Raw genomic sequence first — 16,045 nt, forward strand, 5'->3', positions numbered from 1 at the left:
CGGCCGTAACGAGCTGGTTTACACCCTCCCGGAACGGACAACACGGGCGTACGCTCGACGTATGCCGAACTCACCAGGTTGGGCCAGGCGGAATCGCTTCGCCGCCTGGTCAGGAATCACGTGCATGATGGTTGCTGTCGCCTTGCTGGCAATGGCACTCGCGGCTGCTGCCGAGCAGCGCAACTCTCTGGCGATCATCGCGGCGTGCGTCTGCGCGGTAGTCGCGATCGCCGGTCTGCTGATCTTCGAATCCACGGCCCGCGCCGATCGGAACCGCCACCACAACGCTCCATGTCTGTTGTCCGACAGCTATATTCCGGCTCCACCGTGGGCGCACGGCGCCCGTGCGGTCGGCGGTACCGACCGAAAAGAACGCTGAGCGCGCGTTCGAGCGCGCCGCTCCCGGGCGTGGGCCCGCTTCACCCGCGGCGGATCTCGTCGGCACGAGCCGTACGCTGAACGGATCATGACTCGCTCCGCCCCCGATTCCTGCCCCGGTGTGCTGCGCCTGCACGAGGCCGCCGACGGACCGCTGGCGCGCATCCGCTTACCCGGCGGCCGGTTGCGCCCGGATCAGCTACTGACTCTGGCCGAGGCTGCTCGTGATCTCGGTGACGGCGGTATCGAACTCACCTCGCGCGGCAACGTCCAGCTCCGCCGGATCGGTGATGCCGATGCGCTGGCCGCCCGCCTCGGGACGGCCGATCTGCTGCCGAGCCGCACCCACGAGCGGGTGCGCAATATCGTGGCCTCGCCGCTGTCCGGCCGGGTCGGCGGACTGGCCGACATTCGGGACCTGATTCCGGAGCTGGACCGTGCCCTGCGGGCGACGCCGGCCTTGGCCGATCTGCCCGGCCGGGTGCTGTTCACCCTCGACGACGGGCGCGGCGATGTCAGCGGCCTCGACGGCGATTTCGGCATGCACGCCGTGGACGTGGACTATTACACGCTGCTACTGGGCGGCCGCGACAGCGGCGTCCGGGTGCCGGGCACACAGGCCGTCGAGGTTTTGCTCGCCGCCGCACAGGAGTTTCAGGGTGTGCGCGGTGAACAGTGGCGGCTGCGCGAAATCCCCGGCGGAGCCGCCCGGATCCTTGCCGCACTCGGCCTGGAACCGATCGAGAAACCACTGGAATTGCCCGCACCACAAGGTATTCCGATCGGCTGGTTCGCTCAGGCCGATGGCCGGGTGAGCCTCGGAGCGGGTGTGCGGCTGGGCGTACTGCCCGCCCGGACGGCCGAATTCCTCGCCGCCGTGGAGCGTCCGGTCGTCGTCACGCCCTGGCGCAGCCTGATCCTGTCCGACCTGGACGAATGGACCGCCGAACAGGTGGTGCGGGTGCTGGCCCCGATGGGCCTGATCTTCGACGCCGACTCCCCCTGGCTGCTGGTGACCGCGTGTGCCGGACAACCCGGCTGCGCCAAATCCCGCACCGATGTGCGCGCGGACGCCGCGGACGCGGTCACCGAGGGGCGGGTCGCACCGAATGGCACACCGTCCCGCGCGCACGGCTCGGCCGCCGCGGAAATCGCGGTTCCGGGACGTCAGCACTGGTCCGGATGCGAACGCCGGTGCGGCCGACCGCGCGGCGTCGTCACCGACGTGGTGGCCGCACCGGACGGCTACCGCATCACCCCGCCCGAACCTCCGCGCGCCTGATCGGCGTCGCGCCGCACACCCGCCGGCACACTCGGTCCAGGAGCCCGTCCGACCGGGAACTAGGGTGTACGCCATGTCCGACGTGCGTACCAGCTACCTCACCGACGGTGCCGAGATCTATCGGCGCTCGTTCGCGACCATCCGGGCCGAGGCCGATCTGGCCCGGTTCCCGGCCGACGTCGCGCAGGTGGTGGTGCGGATGATCCACGCCTGCGGGCAGGTCGATCTGGCCGCCGACGTGGAGCACAGCGAGCACGTCGTCTCCCGGGCCCGCACCGCGCTGCGAGCCGGTGCGCCGATCCTGTGTGATGCCACCATGGTTGCCGCCGGGGTAACCCGCAAACGCCTGCCCGCCGACAACGAGGTGATCTGCCTGCTCGCCGATCCCCGGGTCCCGGAATTGGCGCAGGCCATGGGAAATACCAGATCGGTTGCGGCACTGGAACTTCTGCGCGACCGCCTGGACGGCGCGGTGGTCGCGGTGGGCAATGCGCCGACCGCGCTGTTCCATCTGCTGGACATGCTCGACGCCGGTGCGCCCCGTCCCGCCGCGGTGCTGGGCATCCCGGTCGGCTTCGTCGGCGCCGCGGAGTCCAAACAGGCTCTGACCGAATTCGGCGGTGTGGAGTATCTGACCGTCCGGGGCCGGCGCGGCGGCAGCGCGATCACCGCGGCGGCACTGAATGCGATTGCGAGCGAGCAGGAATGAGCGATCAGGAGCGCGGACGGCGGAGCGGGAAACTGTGGGGCGTCGGACTGGGGCCGGGTGATCCGGAACTGGTCACGGTCAAGGCGGCGCGGATCATCGGTGAGGCCGACGTCATCGCCTTCCACAGCGCCCGGCACGGCCGCAGCATCTCGCGCGGGATCGCCGCGCCCTATATGCGCCCCGGGCAGCTCGAGGAACACCTCGTCTACCCGGTGACCACCGAGACCACCGATCATCCGGGCGGTTACCAGGGCGCCATCGACGAGTTCTACGAACAGGCCGCGGCCACCCTGGCCGCCCATCTCGCGGCCGGGCGCTCGGTTGCGCTGCTGGCCGCCGGAGATCCGCTGTTCTACAGCTCGTACATGCATATGCACCGCCGCCTGGCCGATCGGTTCGAGGCGGAGATCGTCCCGGGCATCACCTCGGTCAGCGCCGCCTCGGCGGCCCTGGGCACCCCCCTGGTGGAGGGGGACCAGGTGCTGACCGTACTGCCCGGCACCCTGCCCGCCGAGGAGCTGAGCCGGCGGCTGGCCGAGGCCGACGCGGCGGTGGTGATGAAGTTGGGGCGAACGTATCCGGATGTGCGGCAGGCGCTTTCGGACGCAGGCCGGTTGGACGACGCGTACTACGTCGAGCGCGCCAGCACCGGGCGGCAGCGGGTGTTGCGCGCGGGCGAGGTGGACGCCGCCGAGGTGCCCTACTTCGCCATCACCGTTGTGCCCGGCCCGACGCCCACGACCGAGATCGCGCTCACCGCAGCGGATTCCGCACGTTCCAACGCCACCGTCGCCTCGGAAACCGAAGTGGCGCAAGATGTTCACCCGGCGATCGGCGAGGTCGTGGTCGTCGGCCTCGGCCCGGGATCACCGGACTGGACCAGCCCGGAGGTCGCCCGCGCGCTGTCCGAGGCGACCGATCTGGTCGGCTACGCCACCTATGTCGACCGGGTGCCCGCCCGTCCGGGGCAGCGCCGCCACGCCAGCGACAACCGGGTCGAATCCGAACGCGCCGCCATGGCGCTGGATCTGGCCAAGCACGGCGCGCGGGTCGCGGTGGTCTCCTCCGGCGATCCGGGCGTATTCGCCATGGCCGCCGCGGTGATCGAGGAATCGGCCGATCCGCAGTGGCGCGACGTGCCCGTGCGGGTGCTGCCCGGGATGACCGCCGCCAGCGCGGTCGCGAGCCGGGTGGGAGCGCCGCTGGGACACGACTTCGCGATGATCTCGCTCTCGGATCGGCTCAAGCCGTGGGAGACGGTGGCCCAGCGCATTTCCGCGGTGGCCGCGGCCGATATGGCCATCGCGGTGTATAATCCGGCCTCTTCGCAGCGCACCTGGCAGGTCGCGGCGCTGCGCGATCTGGTGCTGGAACACCGCAAGCCGGATACGCCGGTCGTGCTGGGCCGCGACGTCGGCGGCCCGACCGAATCGGTTCGCGTGCTCACCCTGTCCGAACTCGACCCCGCCGAGGTGGATATGCGCACACTGCTCATCATCGGAGCCTCGACCACGACCGCGTTCGACACCCCTACCGGGCAGCGGGTGTTCACCTCCCGGCGGTATTCGACCCCCTGACCGCGCGCTCCGGTCCGAGCGTTAATATTCCAATGTGGAACGTTGATGGGTGGAAGGGGTGCGCACGATATGGCCGAGAGTGAACCGAAACGGGGGCTGAACTCCACCGCGGCCTCGCTGCTGGGTTTCCTGCACGAGGGGGCGATGGCCGGATGGGATCTGGTCAATCTCGCTCAGGAGCGGATCGGGGACTTCTGGACGATCACGCAGAGCCAGGTGTATCGAGAACTGGCCGCGATGGACCGGATCGGCCTGGTGGAGAAGGGCGAGACCGGAGTGCGCGAGCGCACGCCGTACCGGATCACCGAGGCGGGCCGAGAGGCCTTCGCGCAGTGGATCGCCCGCGATCCGGGCGCGGAAACCATCCGGGTGCCCCTGCTGCTGACCCTGGCGTTCGGCGAATTCGTCGAGCCCGAGCGGCTGAACCGGATCATCGCCGCCAATCGCATCATCCACGAGGAACGACTCGCGCGATACCTCGCGAGCATCGACGAGACGCGATCCCGATGTGAGAGTGCCACACTGGATTTCGGGATCGGCTACGAACGCGCGGTGCTGGAGTGGTTCGATCGGCTGCCCGGGTTGCTGGACCGGTCCGGCCGCGACCGGCCGGCTGCCGGTTAGCTGCTGCCGCACGGCAGTGTGCGCAGCCATTCGCACGCGGCGGCAACCGATTCCGCGGCTTGCGCACCCGCGGGCAAGCGCGGGCGATCGATCATGACGACGGGGATGCCGCAGGTTCGGGCCGCGATCAGTTTGGCCAGGGTGAGCTCGCCGCCGCTGTCCTTCGTGACCAGGACATCGATCCGGTGTTCGGTCAGCAGGCGAATCTCGTCCTCGACCGCGAAAGGCCCACGCGCCAGCAGCAATTCGTGGTCCGGTGGCAGCGCCGCGGTGGGCGGATCGATCGCCCGGATCAGGAACCACCGGTCGGTCAGGCCCGCGAACGCACCGGCCCCCTGACGACCGATCGTCAGGAATATCCGGTACCCGCGCTCGGCGACGGCGCCGACCGCCGAGGCGACGTCGGGAACCCGGATCCACTTGTCTCCCGGACGTTCTCGCCATCCCGGCCGACGTACGTGCAGCGCCGGCAGGTTCAGCGCCGCGGCCGCGGCGGCCGCGTGGGCCGAGATGACGCCCGCGAACGGATGGGTGGCGTCGATCACCGCATCGATGTCGTTGTCGCTCAGCCAGTTCCGCAGCCCGTCCACACCGCCGAAACCGCCGACCCGGACCTCTCCGGCCGGCAGCACCGGCTCGCGGACCCGGCCCGCGAGGGAGGATACGACCTGGAAACCGCTTTCCCCGCTGATCATTTCGGCCAGTTTGCGCGCCTCCCGGGTTCCGCCCAGGATCAGCACGCGGCGATCGTCGACGCGCTCACCCATCCTTCACCACCGCCCACTGGGTGATGGGCAGATGCGGACGCCAGGCGGTGAAGCCGCCGAGCGGTTCGGCGCGGTAGACCTGGAACCGGCTCAGCGCACCGCCGAATTCGGCGGCCCATGTGCTCAGTAGCGTCTCCGATTCGGCGGTGACCGCGTTGACGACCAACCGGCCACCGGAACGCAGTCGCACCCAGCAACTTTCGAACAGGCCCGGCTGGGTCAGCCCGCCGCCGAGGAATACCGCGTCGGGCGTGGGGAATTCGTCGTCCGACAGCTCCTCGAGCACCTCGCCCAGGACTGTGATTCCCGGCACGCCCAAGGCCAGCGCGTTGGCCGCGATCTGTCCGCGTCGCGCGCCGGATCGCTCGAAGGTGATAGCGCGGCAGGACGGATGGGTCCGGCACCATTCGATCGCGATGGTGCCCGAACCGCCGCCGACATCCCACAGCAGCTCGCCCGGGGACGGCGCGAGCGCGGCGAGCGACAGGACGCGCACCTCGCGTTTGGTGAGCTGGCCGTCGCCGCCGTAGCTCTCGTCCGGCAGTCCCGGTAGCCTGGTCAGCCGCGGGGCGGCCGGATCGGCGAGACAGTCCACGGCGACGATGTTGAGCCGATCGCCCGACGGTTCGGACCAGCGACCCGCGACGCCGTCCACCGCACGTTCGGCCGGACCGCCGAGCTGTTCGAGCACAGTCATCCGCGATGCCCCGAAACCGTTGTCCGACAGCAATTTCGCGAGTTCGGCCGGAGTGCGCTCGTTTTCGCTGAGCACCAGGATCCGGCGGCGGTGGGCCAGCTCGGGCAAGACCGTCTCGATCGGGCGTCCCACGGCCGTGACCACCGCGATCTCGGCCAGCCCCCATCCGAGCCGGGCACAGGCCAACGTGGCCGAGGACGGCTGCGGAAATACCCGAAGCGCCTGCGGCCCGAGCAGTTTCGCCAGCGACACGCCGATGCCGTAGAACATCGGATCACCGCTCGCGAGCACGCAGACATGTCTGTCGCGGTGCGCGGCAAGCAGGTCCGCCAGCGCGGGCAGCAGCGGCGAGGGCCAGGGCAGGCGGTCGGGCCCGCCCGAGGGGATCATCGCCAGCTGCCGATTCGAGCCGAACACCACATCGGCGTGCTCGACGGCCGCACGCGCCGCCGCGCCGAGTCCGTCCCAGCCGTCCGCGCCGATACCGACCACCGCGATCGGGGACCGGACGGGCCACGGTTCCATTCCCGGACCCGGTATGCCATTCATCGCGGCAACCGTCGCCAGACAGATCGCGGCAGGAAGCGCACGGCGAAGTAGAGCGGGCGCATCATCGCCGGGGCCCAGGCGATCGCGCGGCGGGCCCGCAGAGCCGCGACGACCACATCGGCGACCTGACCCGGCCGCACCGAGAAGGGCGCCGGATCCATGCCCTCGGTCATCCGGCCGATCACGAATCCGGACCGCACCAGCAGCAGGTGAACTCCGCTGCCGTGCAAGGCATCCGCCAATCCGGTGGCGAATCCGTCCAGGCCCGCCTTACCCGAGCCGTAGACATAGTTGGCGCGCCGGACCCGGAATCCGGCGACGGAGCTGAAGACCACCAACTGTCCGCTCCCCTGCGCACGCAGCATGGCCGCCAGGATCGTCAGGACGCTGACCTGCGCGATGAAATCGGTCTGCAGGACCGCGACCGCCGCCGCGGGGTCCCGCTCGGCCAGTTCCTGATCGCCGAGCACACCGAAGGCCAGCACGGCGACGCCGATCCGGCCGTGCTCAGCGGCGATCTTGTCCAGCAGCGGCTGATGCGAGGGCAGATCGTCGGCGTCGAACTCCACGGTGTGCACCGCCGCCGCGCCCGCGCGGTCGAGCTCGGCACGTTCGCCGGCCAGATCGGCGCTGCGCCGCGCGGCCAGGATCACCACTCGGCCGCGCGCCATCCGCCGCACGATCTCGAGGCCGATCTCGCTGCGCCCGCCCAGCAGTACGATCGCGCCCTCGTCGATCTCGTGTGCCCGCATTCCCATGACGAATAGTCTGCCACCGCCCCCAGGCCGAATCGGACACGTGGGTGCGGTCGGGTCCCTCGGGTGCGGGTGCGGGTGCCGCGGCGGCGATTGTTAGCGTCACATCCATGACCAGCACCGGCGCACGTATCGCACTGTCCGCGGCCGCCCTCGGATTCGTCGCCGAGCGGCGTGTGGCGACGCTGACCACACTCCGCGCGGACGGCACCCCGCACATGGTCCCGATCGGGTTCACCTGGGATCAGGACAGCGGCATCGTCCGCATCATCACCTCCGGTGACACGGTGAAGGCCCGCAACGTCCGCCGCACCGGTTACGCGGCGGTCAGTCAGGTCGACGGCGCCCGCTGGCTTACCCTCGAGGGACCCGCGGAAATCCTCGCCGATGCGGACGCGGTCACCGAGGGCGAACGCCGCTACGCCGAGCGTTACCGCACTCCGCGGATCAATCCCGCCCGCGTCGTCATCGCGATCCGGCCGACTCGCCTGCTCACCGGAGCGGCTCTGCGCGGCTGACCGCTCAGACGGCGGTCAGCCCGTGCGGGCGGTGGTTGACCGATTCGTGCCCGTCCTCGGTGACGACGACGATGTCCTCGATGCGAGCGCCCCATTCGCCCGGGAAGTAGATGCCGGGTTCGATGCTGAAGGCCATTCCGGGTTCGAGGACGATCTCGTTTCCCGCGACGATGTACGGCTCCTCGTGTACCGAAAGGCCGATGCCATGTCCGGTGCGGTGGATGAAGGCATCACCCAATCCCGCCTGCGCCAACACATTTCGCGCGGCGGCGTCGACCGATTCGGCGGTCACGCCGGGGCGTACGGCCGCGACGGCCGCCGCCTGGGCCTGCTCGAGCACCGCGATGCGTTCGGCGATCTCCGGATCCGGCTCGCCGACGACGTAGGTGCGGGTGGAGTCGGAGTAGTACCCGGGCTCGACCGGGCCGCCGATGTCGACGACCACCACATCGCCGGATTCGATCGTGCGCTCGGACTCCTCGTGATGCGGACTCGCGCCGTTCGGCCCGCTGCCGACGATGACGAACGCGGCCGCGGTATGCCCCTCCTGCACGATCGCGGCCCGGATGTCCGTGGCCACCTCGGCCTCGGTACGTCCGGCGCGCAACCACTCCCCGACCCGGGCGTGCACCCGGTCGATCGCCGCGCCCGCACGTCGCAGCGCGTCGATCTCGCTGGCGTCCTTACGCATTCGCAGCTGTCTCAGCACGGGCGTGGCCGAAACCGGCAGAGCGTTGAGCGTGTCCGCGATCGGCAGCAGATGCAGCGCGGGCATGGCATCGGCGACCGCGACTCGCGCCCCGGCGTTCAGCGTCGACTTGACGGTCTGGTGCGGATTGACCCCGTCGACCCAATCGATGATCCGGAGCCCGAGAGCGCCGGCCGCCGAACCGGCCAGACCGGCAAGTTCCAGTTTCGGCACGATCACCGACGGCGTCTCACCGCTGGCGGGCACCAACAGACAGGTCAGCCGCTCGAACGACTGCGCGCGGGACCCGATCAGATACTCCAGATCCGGGCCCGGCGTGATCAGCAACGCGTCCAGATGTGCGGCGCGTACCAGTTCCGCCGCCCGCTCCAACCGGCTTCCGTACACCTCGGCCTCGAACCGTGATTCCGTTTGCGCGCTCATGGTGATCAACGGTACGCGGTCGGGCGAGTCGCGACGCGGGTACCGGGCGCGCGCACCGGCGCCGCATTGTCGGACCGACCGGGTAGCGTCTGCAGCCATGAGTTCACCCGCCCCCGGACCACTGCTGCTGCTCGACGGCGCCAGCCTGTGGTTCCGCGCCTTCTACGCGATCCCGGAGAAGATCACCGCGCCCGACGGCCGGCCGGTCAACGCGCTGCGCGGATTCACCGACATGGTGGCGGCACTGATCACCCGGCACTCCCCCGCGCGGCTGGTGGTCTGCCTGGACCTCGACTGGCGTCCGCAGTTCCGGGTCGAGTTGATTCCGTCGTACAAGGCGCACCGCCTCGACCAGTCGGTGGATGCGGATCCCGGCGCGGAGGAGGTGCCGGACAATCTCACCCCCCAGGTCGACATGATCCTCGAGGTGCTCGAGGCGGCGGGCATCGCGACCGCCGGGGCGCGGGGCCTCGAGGCCGACGACGTGATCGGCACCCTGGCGACCCGCGAGTCCACCGACGAGGTCGTCGTCGTCAGCGGCGACCGTGACCTGCTCCAGCTGGTGCGCGACGATCCGCAACCTCCCGTGCGGGTCTTCTACGTAGGCCGCGGCCTGGCCAAGGCCGAACTGTTCGGACCCGCGGAGGTGTCCGCGAAATACGGTGTGCCACAGGACAATGCGGGCCCCGCCTACGCGGATATGGCCACCCTCCGCGGGGACGCCTCCGACGGCCTGCCCGGCGTGGCGGGCATCGGCGACAAATCCGCCGCCACGCTGATCTCCCGCTATGGCAGCCTGGAAGCCCTCGTTGCCGCGTCCGCCGACCCCGATTCCGACCTGGCCCGGGGCGTGCGCACCAAACTGACCGCCGCCGAGGACTACCTGAAGGCCGCAGCCCCCGTAGTCCGCGTGGTCCGCGACGCCGAGGTAACCCTCTCCCGCCCCGACGCCGTGCCCACCACGCCCGCCGACCCCGACCGCCTGCACACCCTCGCCGCCGCCTACAACGCCGAAAGCCCCATCAAGCGCCTGATCACCGCCCTGGAATCCAACGGCGCACGCTAGAGGTCAGGAGCGTCCTCGCTGTCCCCGGCCGAACGCGCAGCGAGCTGAGCAATCCCACGACACGTCCGCAGGCGTGACTCGTCTCCAGTTCGTAAAATACTTGGAACGCACTGTCGCACAAGACTTTCCGCTGACGAACGGTTCACTTCGATAGCTGTTCGAAAGACCACGACACTCTCGGAAAGACAACACCGCGCAGCGCACCCGTCGGCGAAGCAACTCCGCCCGCCCAGCCAATCGCGCCGAACGCCAATACCCAACGCTTTCAACGCAACCGGCACTCGGGCGCCTTTCCCGACGGGCGACGACGAATCACCCTCGGCGTACGGCCCCACCGTGTCCGTACGCCGAAACCATCAGACCAACCGTAGCCCACCCCAATACGACACCACTCCGCACCGACCTCGCCGAGGCGAGGCGAAACCCCAACGCGCCCAGCTATGAAGCGTCTCGGTGCGCTGTAAGTCGCCCGCGAAGCCAAAGATCCAACAACAACATCCCAAGATTCGGCACGGCCCGCACCGAACCCCTATCCGAAGCGAAGCAAGACGAAACCCCAACCCACCCAGCGGCGAAGCGTCTCCGCCCCCTGGAAGCGCCCCCGCGAAATCAAGAGTTCACCATCAACATCCCAAGGTTCAGCACAGCCCACACCCACCCACCGCCGAAGCGAAGCAAGGCGAAACCCCAACGCACCCAGCGGCGAAGCACCTCCGCCCCAGAAAGCACCCCACGAAACCAAGAGTCCAACAACAACCCAAGATTCAGCACAGCCCACACCCACCGCCCCGCCGAAGCGAAGCGAGGCGAAAGGTCAACGCGCCCAGCGGCGAAGCGTCTCTGTGCGCTGGAAGTCGCCCGCGAAGCGAAAGGTTCAACAACGCCAGCTCCAAGGTTTTCGGCGCGGGCTCGTCGTTCAGCCCTCGAAGCGCATGGCCGAAGGCCGAGTCTCGAGGGCTGAACGACGAGTCTTAAAGCGCCGAAAACAGCCGGAGCGGAGCGGAGGCCAAAAATACAGCACTAGTTCGGCCGGCCGACCTCGTAGGTGCCGTCGGACTTGGTGACCTTGATCGTCACGCTCTTCTGTTCGCCGCCCACCTTGAGTGAGCAGGTGAAGGTCTTGCCGACTTCCACCTTCTGCCCGGACGGGCAGCTGACGTTCTGGACGTCATCGATGCCGTAGGAATCCTTGAGCACCTTCTGCACCCCGGACTGCACGGCACTGTTGTCCAGCTTGTCGCTGCCGAGGAAGACCACGGCCAGCACCACGACCACCGCGATGACGACGACCGCGCCGATCCCGCCGCCGATGATCAGACCGCGACGCGACTTCTTACCGGTGGGCTGCAGCGAGAGCTGCTGTTCCTGATTCCACTGACCGGACTGGTTCCACTGCTGCGGTTGCTGCGGCGGCTGACCCCACTGCTGCTGCGTCGCCTCCCACGGCTGCGGCTGCGCCGGCTGCTGCTGCGGCCACGACGTCGCGCTCCCCTGTCCCCACTGCTGCTGACCGGCGGGCTGCTGAGCACCCCACTGCTGCTGGGTCGGATCGGCGTTGCCGCCGGCCTGCGGCGGCCACGACGTCTGCCCGGACTGACTCCACTGCTGCTGACCGGCCGGTTGCTGACCACCCCACTGCTGCGTCGGGTCGGCGGGCTGCTGACCGGTCCACTGCTGAGTCGGATCGCTACTGTGTCCCTCCCCTGGACCAGGGGTATCGTTCGGTCCGTACGGGCCGCTCATCTGCCTGCCTCCACTCGTCGTCCTACACACGCTTGCCCCCCGCGTGAGGTCGTCAGTCGCTCACCACGGTCGGTACTCGCAAGCATCAAATCACAGTTGAGCACAGTCTGTTCGCATTGGCTGTGTCTGTTCGCATGTGCCCCTCGACAGCAGGTCCCGCCGGTCATTCCCACGTTCGGCACCACTCACGCCGAGTCGACCGCGACCACACCGCGACGGATGGCGCGGACCGCCTTCGCCGCCGTTCCCGCCACTTCGACATCGTCGGCGGTGTTGTGGATCTGGTCGAGCAGATCGATCAACTGGCGGCACCAGCGCACGAAATCACCGGCCGAGAGCGCGTTACCCTGGTCGCCGCTGGCCAGCAGGGATTCGGCCAGTCCGTCGCCACGAGCCCACTTGTGCAGCCCCGTGACGAAGCCGAGGTCCGGTTCCCGGGTCGGGGTCAGTTTGTGCTGGGCCTCGTCGGTGCGCAGTTCACTCCACACGGCCATGGTCGCCGCGACCGCGCGCCGGATCGGGGCGGTCGGTCCCGCGGGGCCCAAATACCCTGTGTCCTGGCGTGATTCGTACACCAGCATCGAGACCACCGCGGCGAGTTCGGCCGGCCCGAGCCCGCGCCAGACGCCCTGCCGCAGGCATTCGGCGACGACCAGGTCGGCCTCGGTGTAGATGCGCGCGAGCCGGCGACCGTCGGCGGTCACCTCGCCCGCCTCGTCCACGTAGCCGCGTTCGGTGAGCAGCTCCACGATGCGATCGAAGGTGCGGGCCAGCGAGTTCGTCGCGGCGGAGACCTTCTGGCGCATCGCCTCGGTCTCGCGTTGCACGCGGTTGTAGCGTTCGCCGACGCGCGCCAACTGCTCCCGGTCCGGCCGCGAATGCGCCGGATGCGAACGCAGCGCGCGCCGCAAGGTGGCCAGCTCCCGATCCTCGCCGCCCTTGGCCTTGGTACCGCGACGCTGCCGGCCGGGTGGGGTGATGCCGGTGCTGCGCAGGGCCGAGGCGAGGTCGCGACGGGTGCGGGCGGTGCGGTGGTCGACATGGCGCGGCAGCCGCATCCGGCCCAGCGGCTGCGCGGGCGTCGGGAAGTCGGCCGCGGAGATGCGCCCGGCCCACTTGTCCTCGGTGAGCACCAGCGGACGCGGATCGCCCGGGGACTGATCGGGTTCCAGGATCACCGCCAGCCCCTGCCGCCGCCCGCTCGGGATGGCCACCACGTCACCGCGCCGCAGCGAGGTCAGCGACGCCACCGCCGCGCCGCGCCGATCCGCCCGGCCCTGCCGCTCGATATCGCGCTCGCGCTGGGAGATGCGCTCCCGCAGCGACATGTACTCCAGGAATCCGTCGTGGTCGATCTGCGACCGCAGTTTGCGCATCTGGCCTTCGTTGCGCTCGATGCCGCGCACCAGACCGACGACCGAGCGGTCCGCCTGGAACTGCGCGAACGAACGTTCCAGCAGCGCCCGCGATTCCTTGGCGCCCATCCGGTCGATGAGGTTGATCGACATGTTGTACCCGGGGCGGAACGAACTGCGCAGCGGATAGGTGCGAGTCGACGCCAGGCCCGCGACGGCGCTGGTGTCCACGTCGGGGTGCCACACCACCACCGCGTGTCCTTCGACGTCGATACCGCGCCGCCCGGCCCGTCCGGTGAGCTGGGTGTACTCCCCCGGCGTCAGTTCGGCGTGCGATTCGCCGTTGAATTTGACCAGCCGCTCCAGGACCACCGTGCGCGCGGGCATGTTGATGCCCAAAGCCAGTGTCTCCGTGGCGAATACGGCACGAACCAGGCCGTTGACGAACAACTCCTCCACGGTGTGCCGGAAGGCGGGCAGCATACCGGCGTGGTGCGCGGCAAGGCCGCGGAACAGCCCCTCGCGCCACTCCCAGTAGCCGAGCACCTCGAGGTCGGCGCGCGGCAGATCGCCGGTATGCGCGTCGATGATCTCCGCGATGCGCTCGTGGTCGTCCTCGCGGCTCAGATCCAGCCGGGAACGCAGGCACTGCGCGAGCGCGCCGTCGCAGCCCGCGCGGGAGAAGATGAACGTGATCGCCGGGAGCAGACCCTCCTCGTCCAGGCGCGCCAGCATCTCGGGGCGGTGCACCGGGCGGAAGTCGCGCCGCGGGCCGCCGCGGTGCCGCGGGCCGGCCCAGCCGTTCATCCGGTCGGCTTCCTCGCGGTGCTTGATGTACCGCACCAGATCCTCGTCGACGAGAACCTTCTGATCACTGGATTTCTGATCGAACAGATCGAACATCCGCCGCCCCACCAGCACGTGCTGCCACAGCGGCACCGGCCGGGTCTCGTCCACGATGACGGCGGTGTCCCCGCGCACGGTCTCCATCCACGCGCCGAACTCCTCGGCATTGCTCACCGTCGCGGACAGGCTCACCAACCGCACGTCCGGCGGCAGGTGCAGGATGACCTCCTCCCACACCGCCCCGCGGAAGCGGTCGGCCAGGTAGTGCACCTCGTCCATGACGACGTACGACAGGCCCTGCAGCGCGTCCGAACTCGCGTACAGCATGTTGCGCAGCACCTCGGTGGTCATCACCACCACCGGCGCGTCCGGATGCAGTGACTGGTCACCGGTGAGCAGCCCCACCTGACCGCGGCCGTAACGCTCCACCAGATCGGCGTACTTCTGATTCGACAGCGCCTTGATCGGGGTCGTATAGAAACACTTGCCACCCGCGGCCAGGGCCAGATGGACCGCGAACTCACCGACGACGGTCTTGCCGGCCCCGGTGGGCGCACATACGAGCACGCTGTGCCCATCCTGCAGCGCCTCGCACGCCTGCTGCTGGAACGGGTCGAGCGTGAATTTCAGTTCAGCGGCGAATGCCGCTAGTTCGCCGATCGGCGACCGTTGTGCCACTCGTCAGAGCGTATCGGAGTAGTCCGACACGGGGCGCGGTGTTTTCTCCGAGGCACCGGGCAGGATCGTCGCCGCCGGATCGATCGGCTGCACCGGGCCGACCGGCTCCACCTGACCGACCGCATCGGTTCCGGTCAGCGGAGATGCCTGGTCGTCGGACAGGTTGCTCCAGTCCTCCCGCTGCCGCGCGCGCCGCTTGTCGTTGACTCGGGCCACCTGCACCGCGACCTCGAACAGGACGGTCAGCGCGCAGGCCAGGGCCAGCATCGAGAACGGGTCCTGCGGGGTGACGATCGCGGCGAAGACGAACAGTCCGAAGACCATGCCGCGCCGCCACTTCTTGAGCCGCTCGTAGGTGAGCACACCGATGGCGTTGAGTCCGATGATCAGCAGCGGCGTCTCGAAGCTGACACCGAAGATGATCAGCAGTTTGATGATGAACCCGAAATACTGCGTACCGCTCAACGCGGTGATCTGGACGTTGTTGCCGATCGACATCAGGAACCGCAGCGCGTGGGCGACCACCCAGTACGCCAGCAGCGCGCCGACCACGAACAGCAATGCCCCGGAGGTCACGAAGCCGATGGCGTACTTGCGTTCCTTGGCGTACAGGCCGGGTGTGACGAACCCCCAGATCTGATACAGCCACACCGGGCTGGCCAGGACGATTCCGGCGGTCAGGCCGACCTTGAACCGGAGCATGAACTGCTCGAACGGTGCGGTGGCCAGCAGCCGGCAGGCGCCGTCGGCGCTCAGATTCGCCCGCGAGGAGGCGGGCAGCGAACAGTAGGGGCCGCGCAGGATGTCGCCCAGGCTGTGTACGCCGAGAAATCCGTACTGGTACCACAGGAAGCCCAGTACGGTGGTGAGACCGACGGCGAGCAGCGCCTTGAGCAGCCGCGAGCGCAGCTCCTCGAGATGTTCGACCAACGACATCGTGCCGTCGGGATTCGTTCTACGTCGGCTGTGCCGGGGGTCGAACGGAATGCGCATGGGTTCTGAAAGCCTCGCTGCTCGCCGGACGCCGGACCTGGACGACTCGCCCAGCGCCGCGATCGGGGACGTCCCGGTTCGGCGCGGGCGGAGCCGACGTCTCGGCTAAGCCTTGTGCACTTCCGGATTCGGCTGGGCCTGCGGAGCGGGCTGGGCCGGCTGCGAAGCGGGCAGCTCCTGCGGGGCGGGCGCGGGGGCGGGCTGCTGCGCGGATTGCGAACTCTCGGACTGCATCTCGCTCATCTCGCTCTTGAAGATGCGCAACGAACGTCCGAGGCCACGAGCCGCGTCGGGCAGCCGCCTGGCACCGAACAGCACCAGCACCAGGACCGCGATGATGATCCAGTGCGTCGGGCCGAATGTACCCATCGATTAC

The 16,045-nt window shown here is 69.2% G+C and carries 15 protein-coding genes; 7 read left to right on the forward strand and 8 right to left on the reverse strand.

Features of this window, described 5'->3' with window-relative positions:
- The first annotated feature begins 124 nt into the window (after positions 1 to 124).
- The 5 genes from AC5WS7_RS09085 (at position 125) to AC5WS7_RS09105 (ending at position 4,570) form a co-directional block, all read left to right on the forward strand.
- Positions 125 to 379 carry a hypothetical protein gene (locus AC5WS7_RS09085; protein ID WP_495953965.1) on the forward strand — a complete coding sequence of 85 codons (255 nt, stop codon included), beginning with the start codon at positions 125 to 127 and terminating at the stop codon, positions 377 to 379.
- An 87-nt stretch (positions 380 to 466) separates the two neighbouring features.
- Positions 467 to 1,660, forward strand: coding sequence for a precorrin-3B synthase (cobG, locus tag AC5WS7_RS09090; RefSeq protein WP_495953966.1), 1,194 nt, complete (start codon positions 467 to 469; stop codon positions 1,658 to 1,660).
- 73 nt (positions 1,661 to 1,733) lie between these two features.
- Positions 1,734 to 2,369 carry a precorrin-8X methylmutase gene (locus AC5WS7_RS09095; RefSeq protein WP_495953967.1) on the forward strand — a complete coding sequence of 212 codons (636 nt, stop codon included), beginning with the start codon at positions 1,734 to 1,736 and terminating at the stop codon, positions 2,367 to 2,369.
- The gene (locus tag AC5WS7_RS09100) at positions 2,366 to 3,946 is read left to right on the forward strand and encodes a precorrin-2 C(20)-methyltransferase (RefSeq protein WP_495953968.1); all 1,581 of its coding nucleotides are present in this window, start codon (positions 2,366 to 2,368) and stop codon (positions 3,944 to 3,946) included. The genes AC5WS7_RS09095 and AC5WS7_RS09100 overlap by 4 nt, the downstream gene beginning before the upstream one ends.
- A 69-nt stretch (positions 3,947 to 4,015) precedes the next feature.
- The gene (locus AC5WS7_RS09105) at positions 4,016 to 4,570 is read left to right on the forward strand and encodes a PadR family transcriptional regulator (protein WP_495953969.1); all 555 of its coding nucleotides are present in this window, start codon (positions 4,016 to 4,018) and stop codon (positions 4,568 to 4,570) included.
- Here the strand turns inward: AC5WS7_RS09105 and AC5WS7_RS09110 are convergent.
- Genes AC5WS7_RS09110 through dprE2 form a run of 3 tightly spaced genes read right to left on the reverse strand, consistent with a single transcriptional unit; the run spans position 4,567 to position 7,341 of the window.
- A complete protein-coding gene (locus AC5WS7_RS09110; RefSeq protein WP_495953970.1) occupies positions 4,567 to 5,337 on the reverse strand; it encodes a cobalt-precorrin-6A reductase in 771 nt (256 codons plus the stop codon). The genes AC5WS7_RS09105 and AC5WS7_RS09110 overlap by 4 nt on opposite strands.
- Entirely contained in the window at positions 5,330 to 6,583 is a 1,254-nt protein-coding gene (gene cbiE / locus AC5WS7_RS09115; protein ID WP_495953971.1) for a precorrin-6y C5,15-methyltransferase (decarboxylating) subunit CbiE, read from the reverse strand. Before cbiE ends, AC5WS7_RS09110 begins: the two co-directional genes overlap by 8 nt.
- Positions 6,580 to 7,341: a decaprenylphospho-beta-D-erythro-pentofuranosid-2-ulose 2-reductase gene (gene dprE2 / locus AC5WS7_RS09120; protein ID WP_495953972.1), complete on the reverse strand. Its 762-nt coding sequence runs from the start codon at positions 7,339 to 7,341 to the stop codon at positions 6,580 to 6,582. Before dprE2 ends, cbiE begins: the two co-directional genes overlap by 4 nt.
- 107 nt (positions 7,342 to 7,448) lie before the next feature.
- Between dprE2 and AC5WS7_RS09125 the strand changes: the two genes are divergently transcribed.
- Entirely contained in the window at positions 7,449 to 7,856 is a 408-nt protein-coding gene (locus AC5WS7_RS09125; protein WP_495953973.1) for a PPOX class F420-dependent oxidoreductase, read from the forward strand.
- 4 nt (positions 7,857 to 7,860) lie between these two features.
- Here the strand turns inward: AC5WS7_RS09125 and AC5WS7_RS09130 are convergent, their stop codons facing one another.
- Positions 7,861 to 8,988, reverse strand: coding sequence for a M24 family metallopeptidase (locus tag AC5WS7_RS09130; RefSeq protein ID WP_495953974.1), 1,128 nt, complete (start codon positions 8,986 to 8,988; stop codon positions 7,861 to 7,863).
- Between the two features lie 97 nt (positions 8,989 to 9,085).
- Here AC5WS7_RS09130 and AC5WS7_RS09135 point away from each other — a divergent pair, with 97 nt between their 5' ends.
- Entirely contained in the window at positions 9,086 to 10,054 is a 969-nt protein-coding gene (locus AC5WS7_RS09135; protein WP_495953975.1) for a 5'-3' exonuclease, read from the forward strand.
- Positions 10,055 to 11,074: 1,020 nt separating this feature from the next.
- Here AC5WS7_RS09135 and AC5WS7_RS09140 read toward each other — a convergent pair.
- From AC5WS7_RS09140 to tatA, 4 genes are all read right to left on the reverse strand, one after another.
- Positions 11,075 to 11,797: a DUF4333 domain-containing protein gene (locus tag AC5WS7_RS09140; RefSeq protein WP_495953976.1), complete on the reverse strand. Its 723-nt coding sequence runs from the start codon at positions 11,795 to 11,797 to the stop codon at positions 11,075 to 11,077.
- Between the two features lie 185 nt (positions 11,798 to 11,982).
- Positions 11,983 to 14,676, reverse strand: a complete 2,694-nt coding sequence (locus AC5WS7_RS09145) for a DEAD/DEAH box helicase (protein WP_495953977.1) — start codon at positions 14,674 to 14,676, stop codon at positions 11,983 to 11,985.
- A gap of 3 nt (positions 14,677 to 14,679) precedes the next feature.
- Positions 14,680 to 15,669 carry a twin-arginine translocase subunit TatC gene (gene tatC / locus AC5WS7_RS09150; RefSeq protein WP_495953978.1) on the reverse strand — a complete coding sequence of 330 codons (990 nt, stop codon included), beginning with the start codon at positions 15,667 to 15,669 and terminating at the stop codon, positions 14,680 to 14,682.
- A 105-nt stretch (positions 15,670 to 15,774) separates the two neighbouring features.
- On the reverse strand, positions 15,775 to 16,038 hold the full coding sequence (gene tatA / locus AC5WS7_RS09155; protein WP_495953979.1) for a Sec-independent protein translocase subunit TatA: 264 nt from the start codon (positions 16,036 to 16,038) through the stop codon (positions 15,775 to 15,777).
- Positions 16,039 to 16,045: the final 7 nt, after the last annotated feature.

Source organism: Nocardia sp. PLKS1-43 (assembly GCF_059510335.1).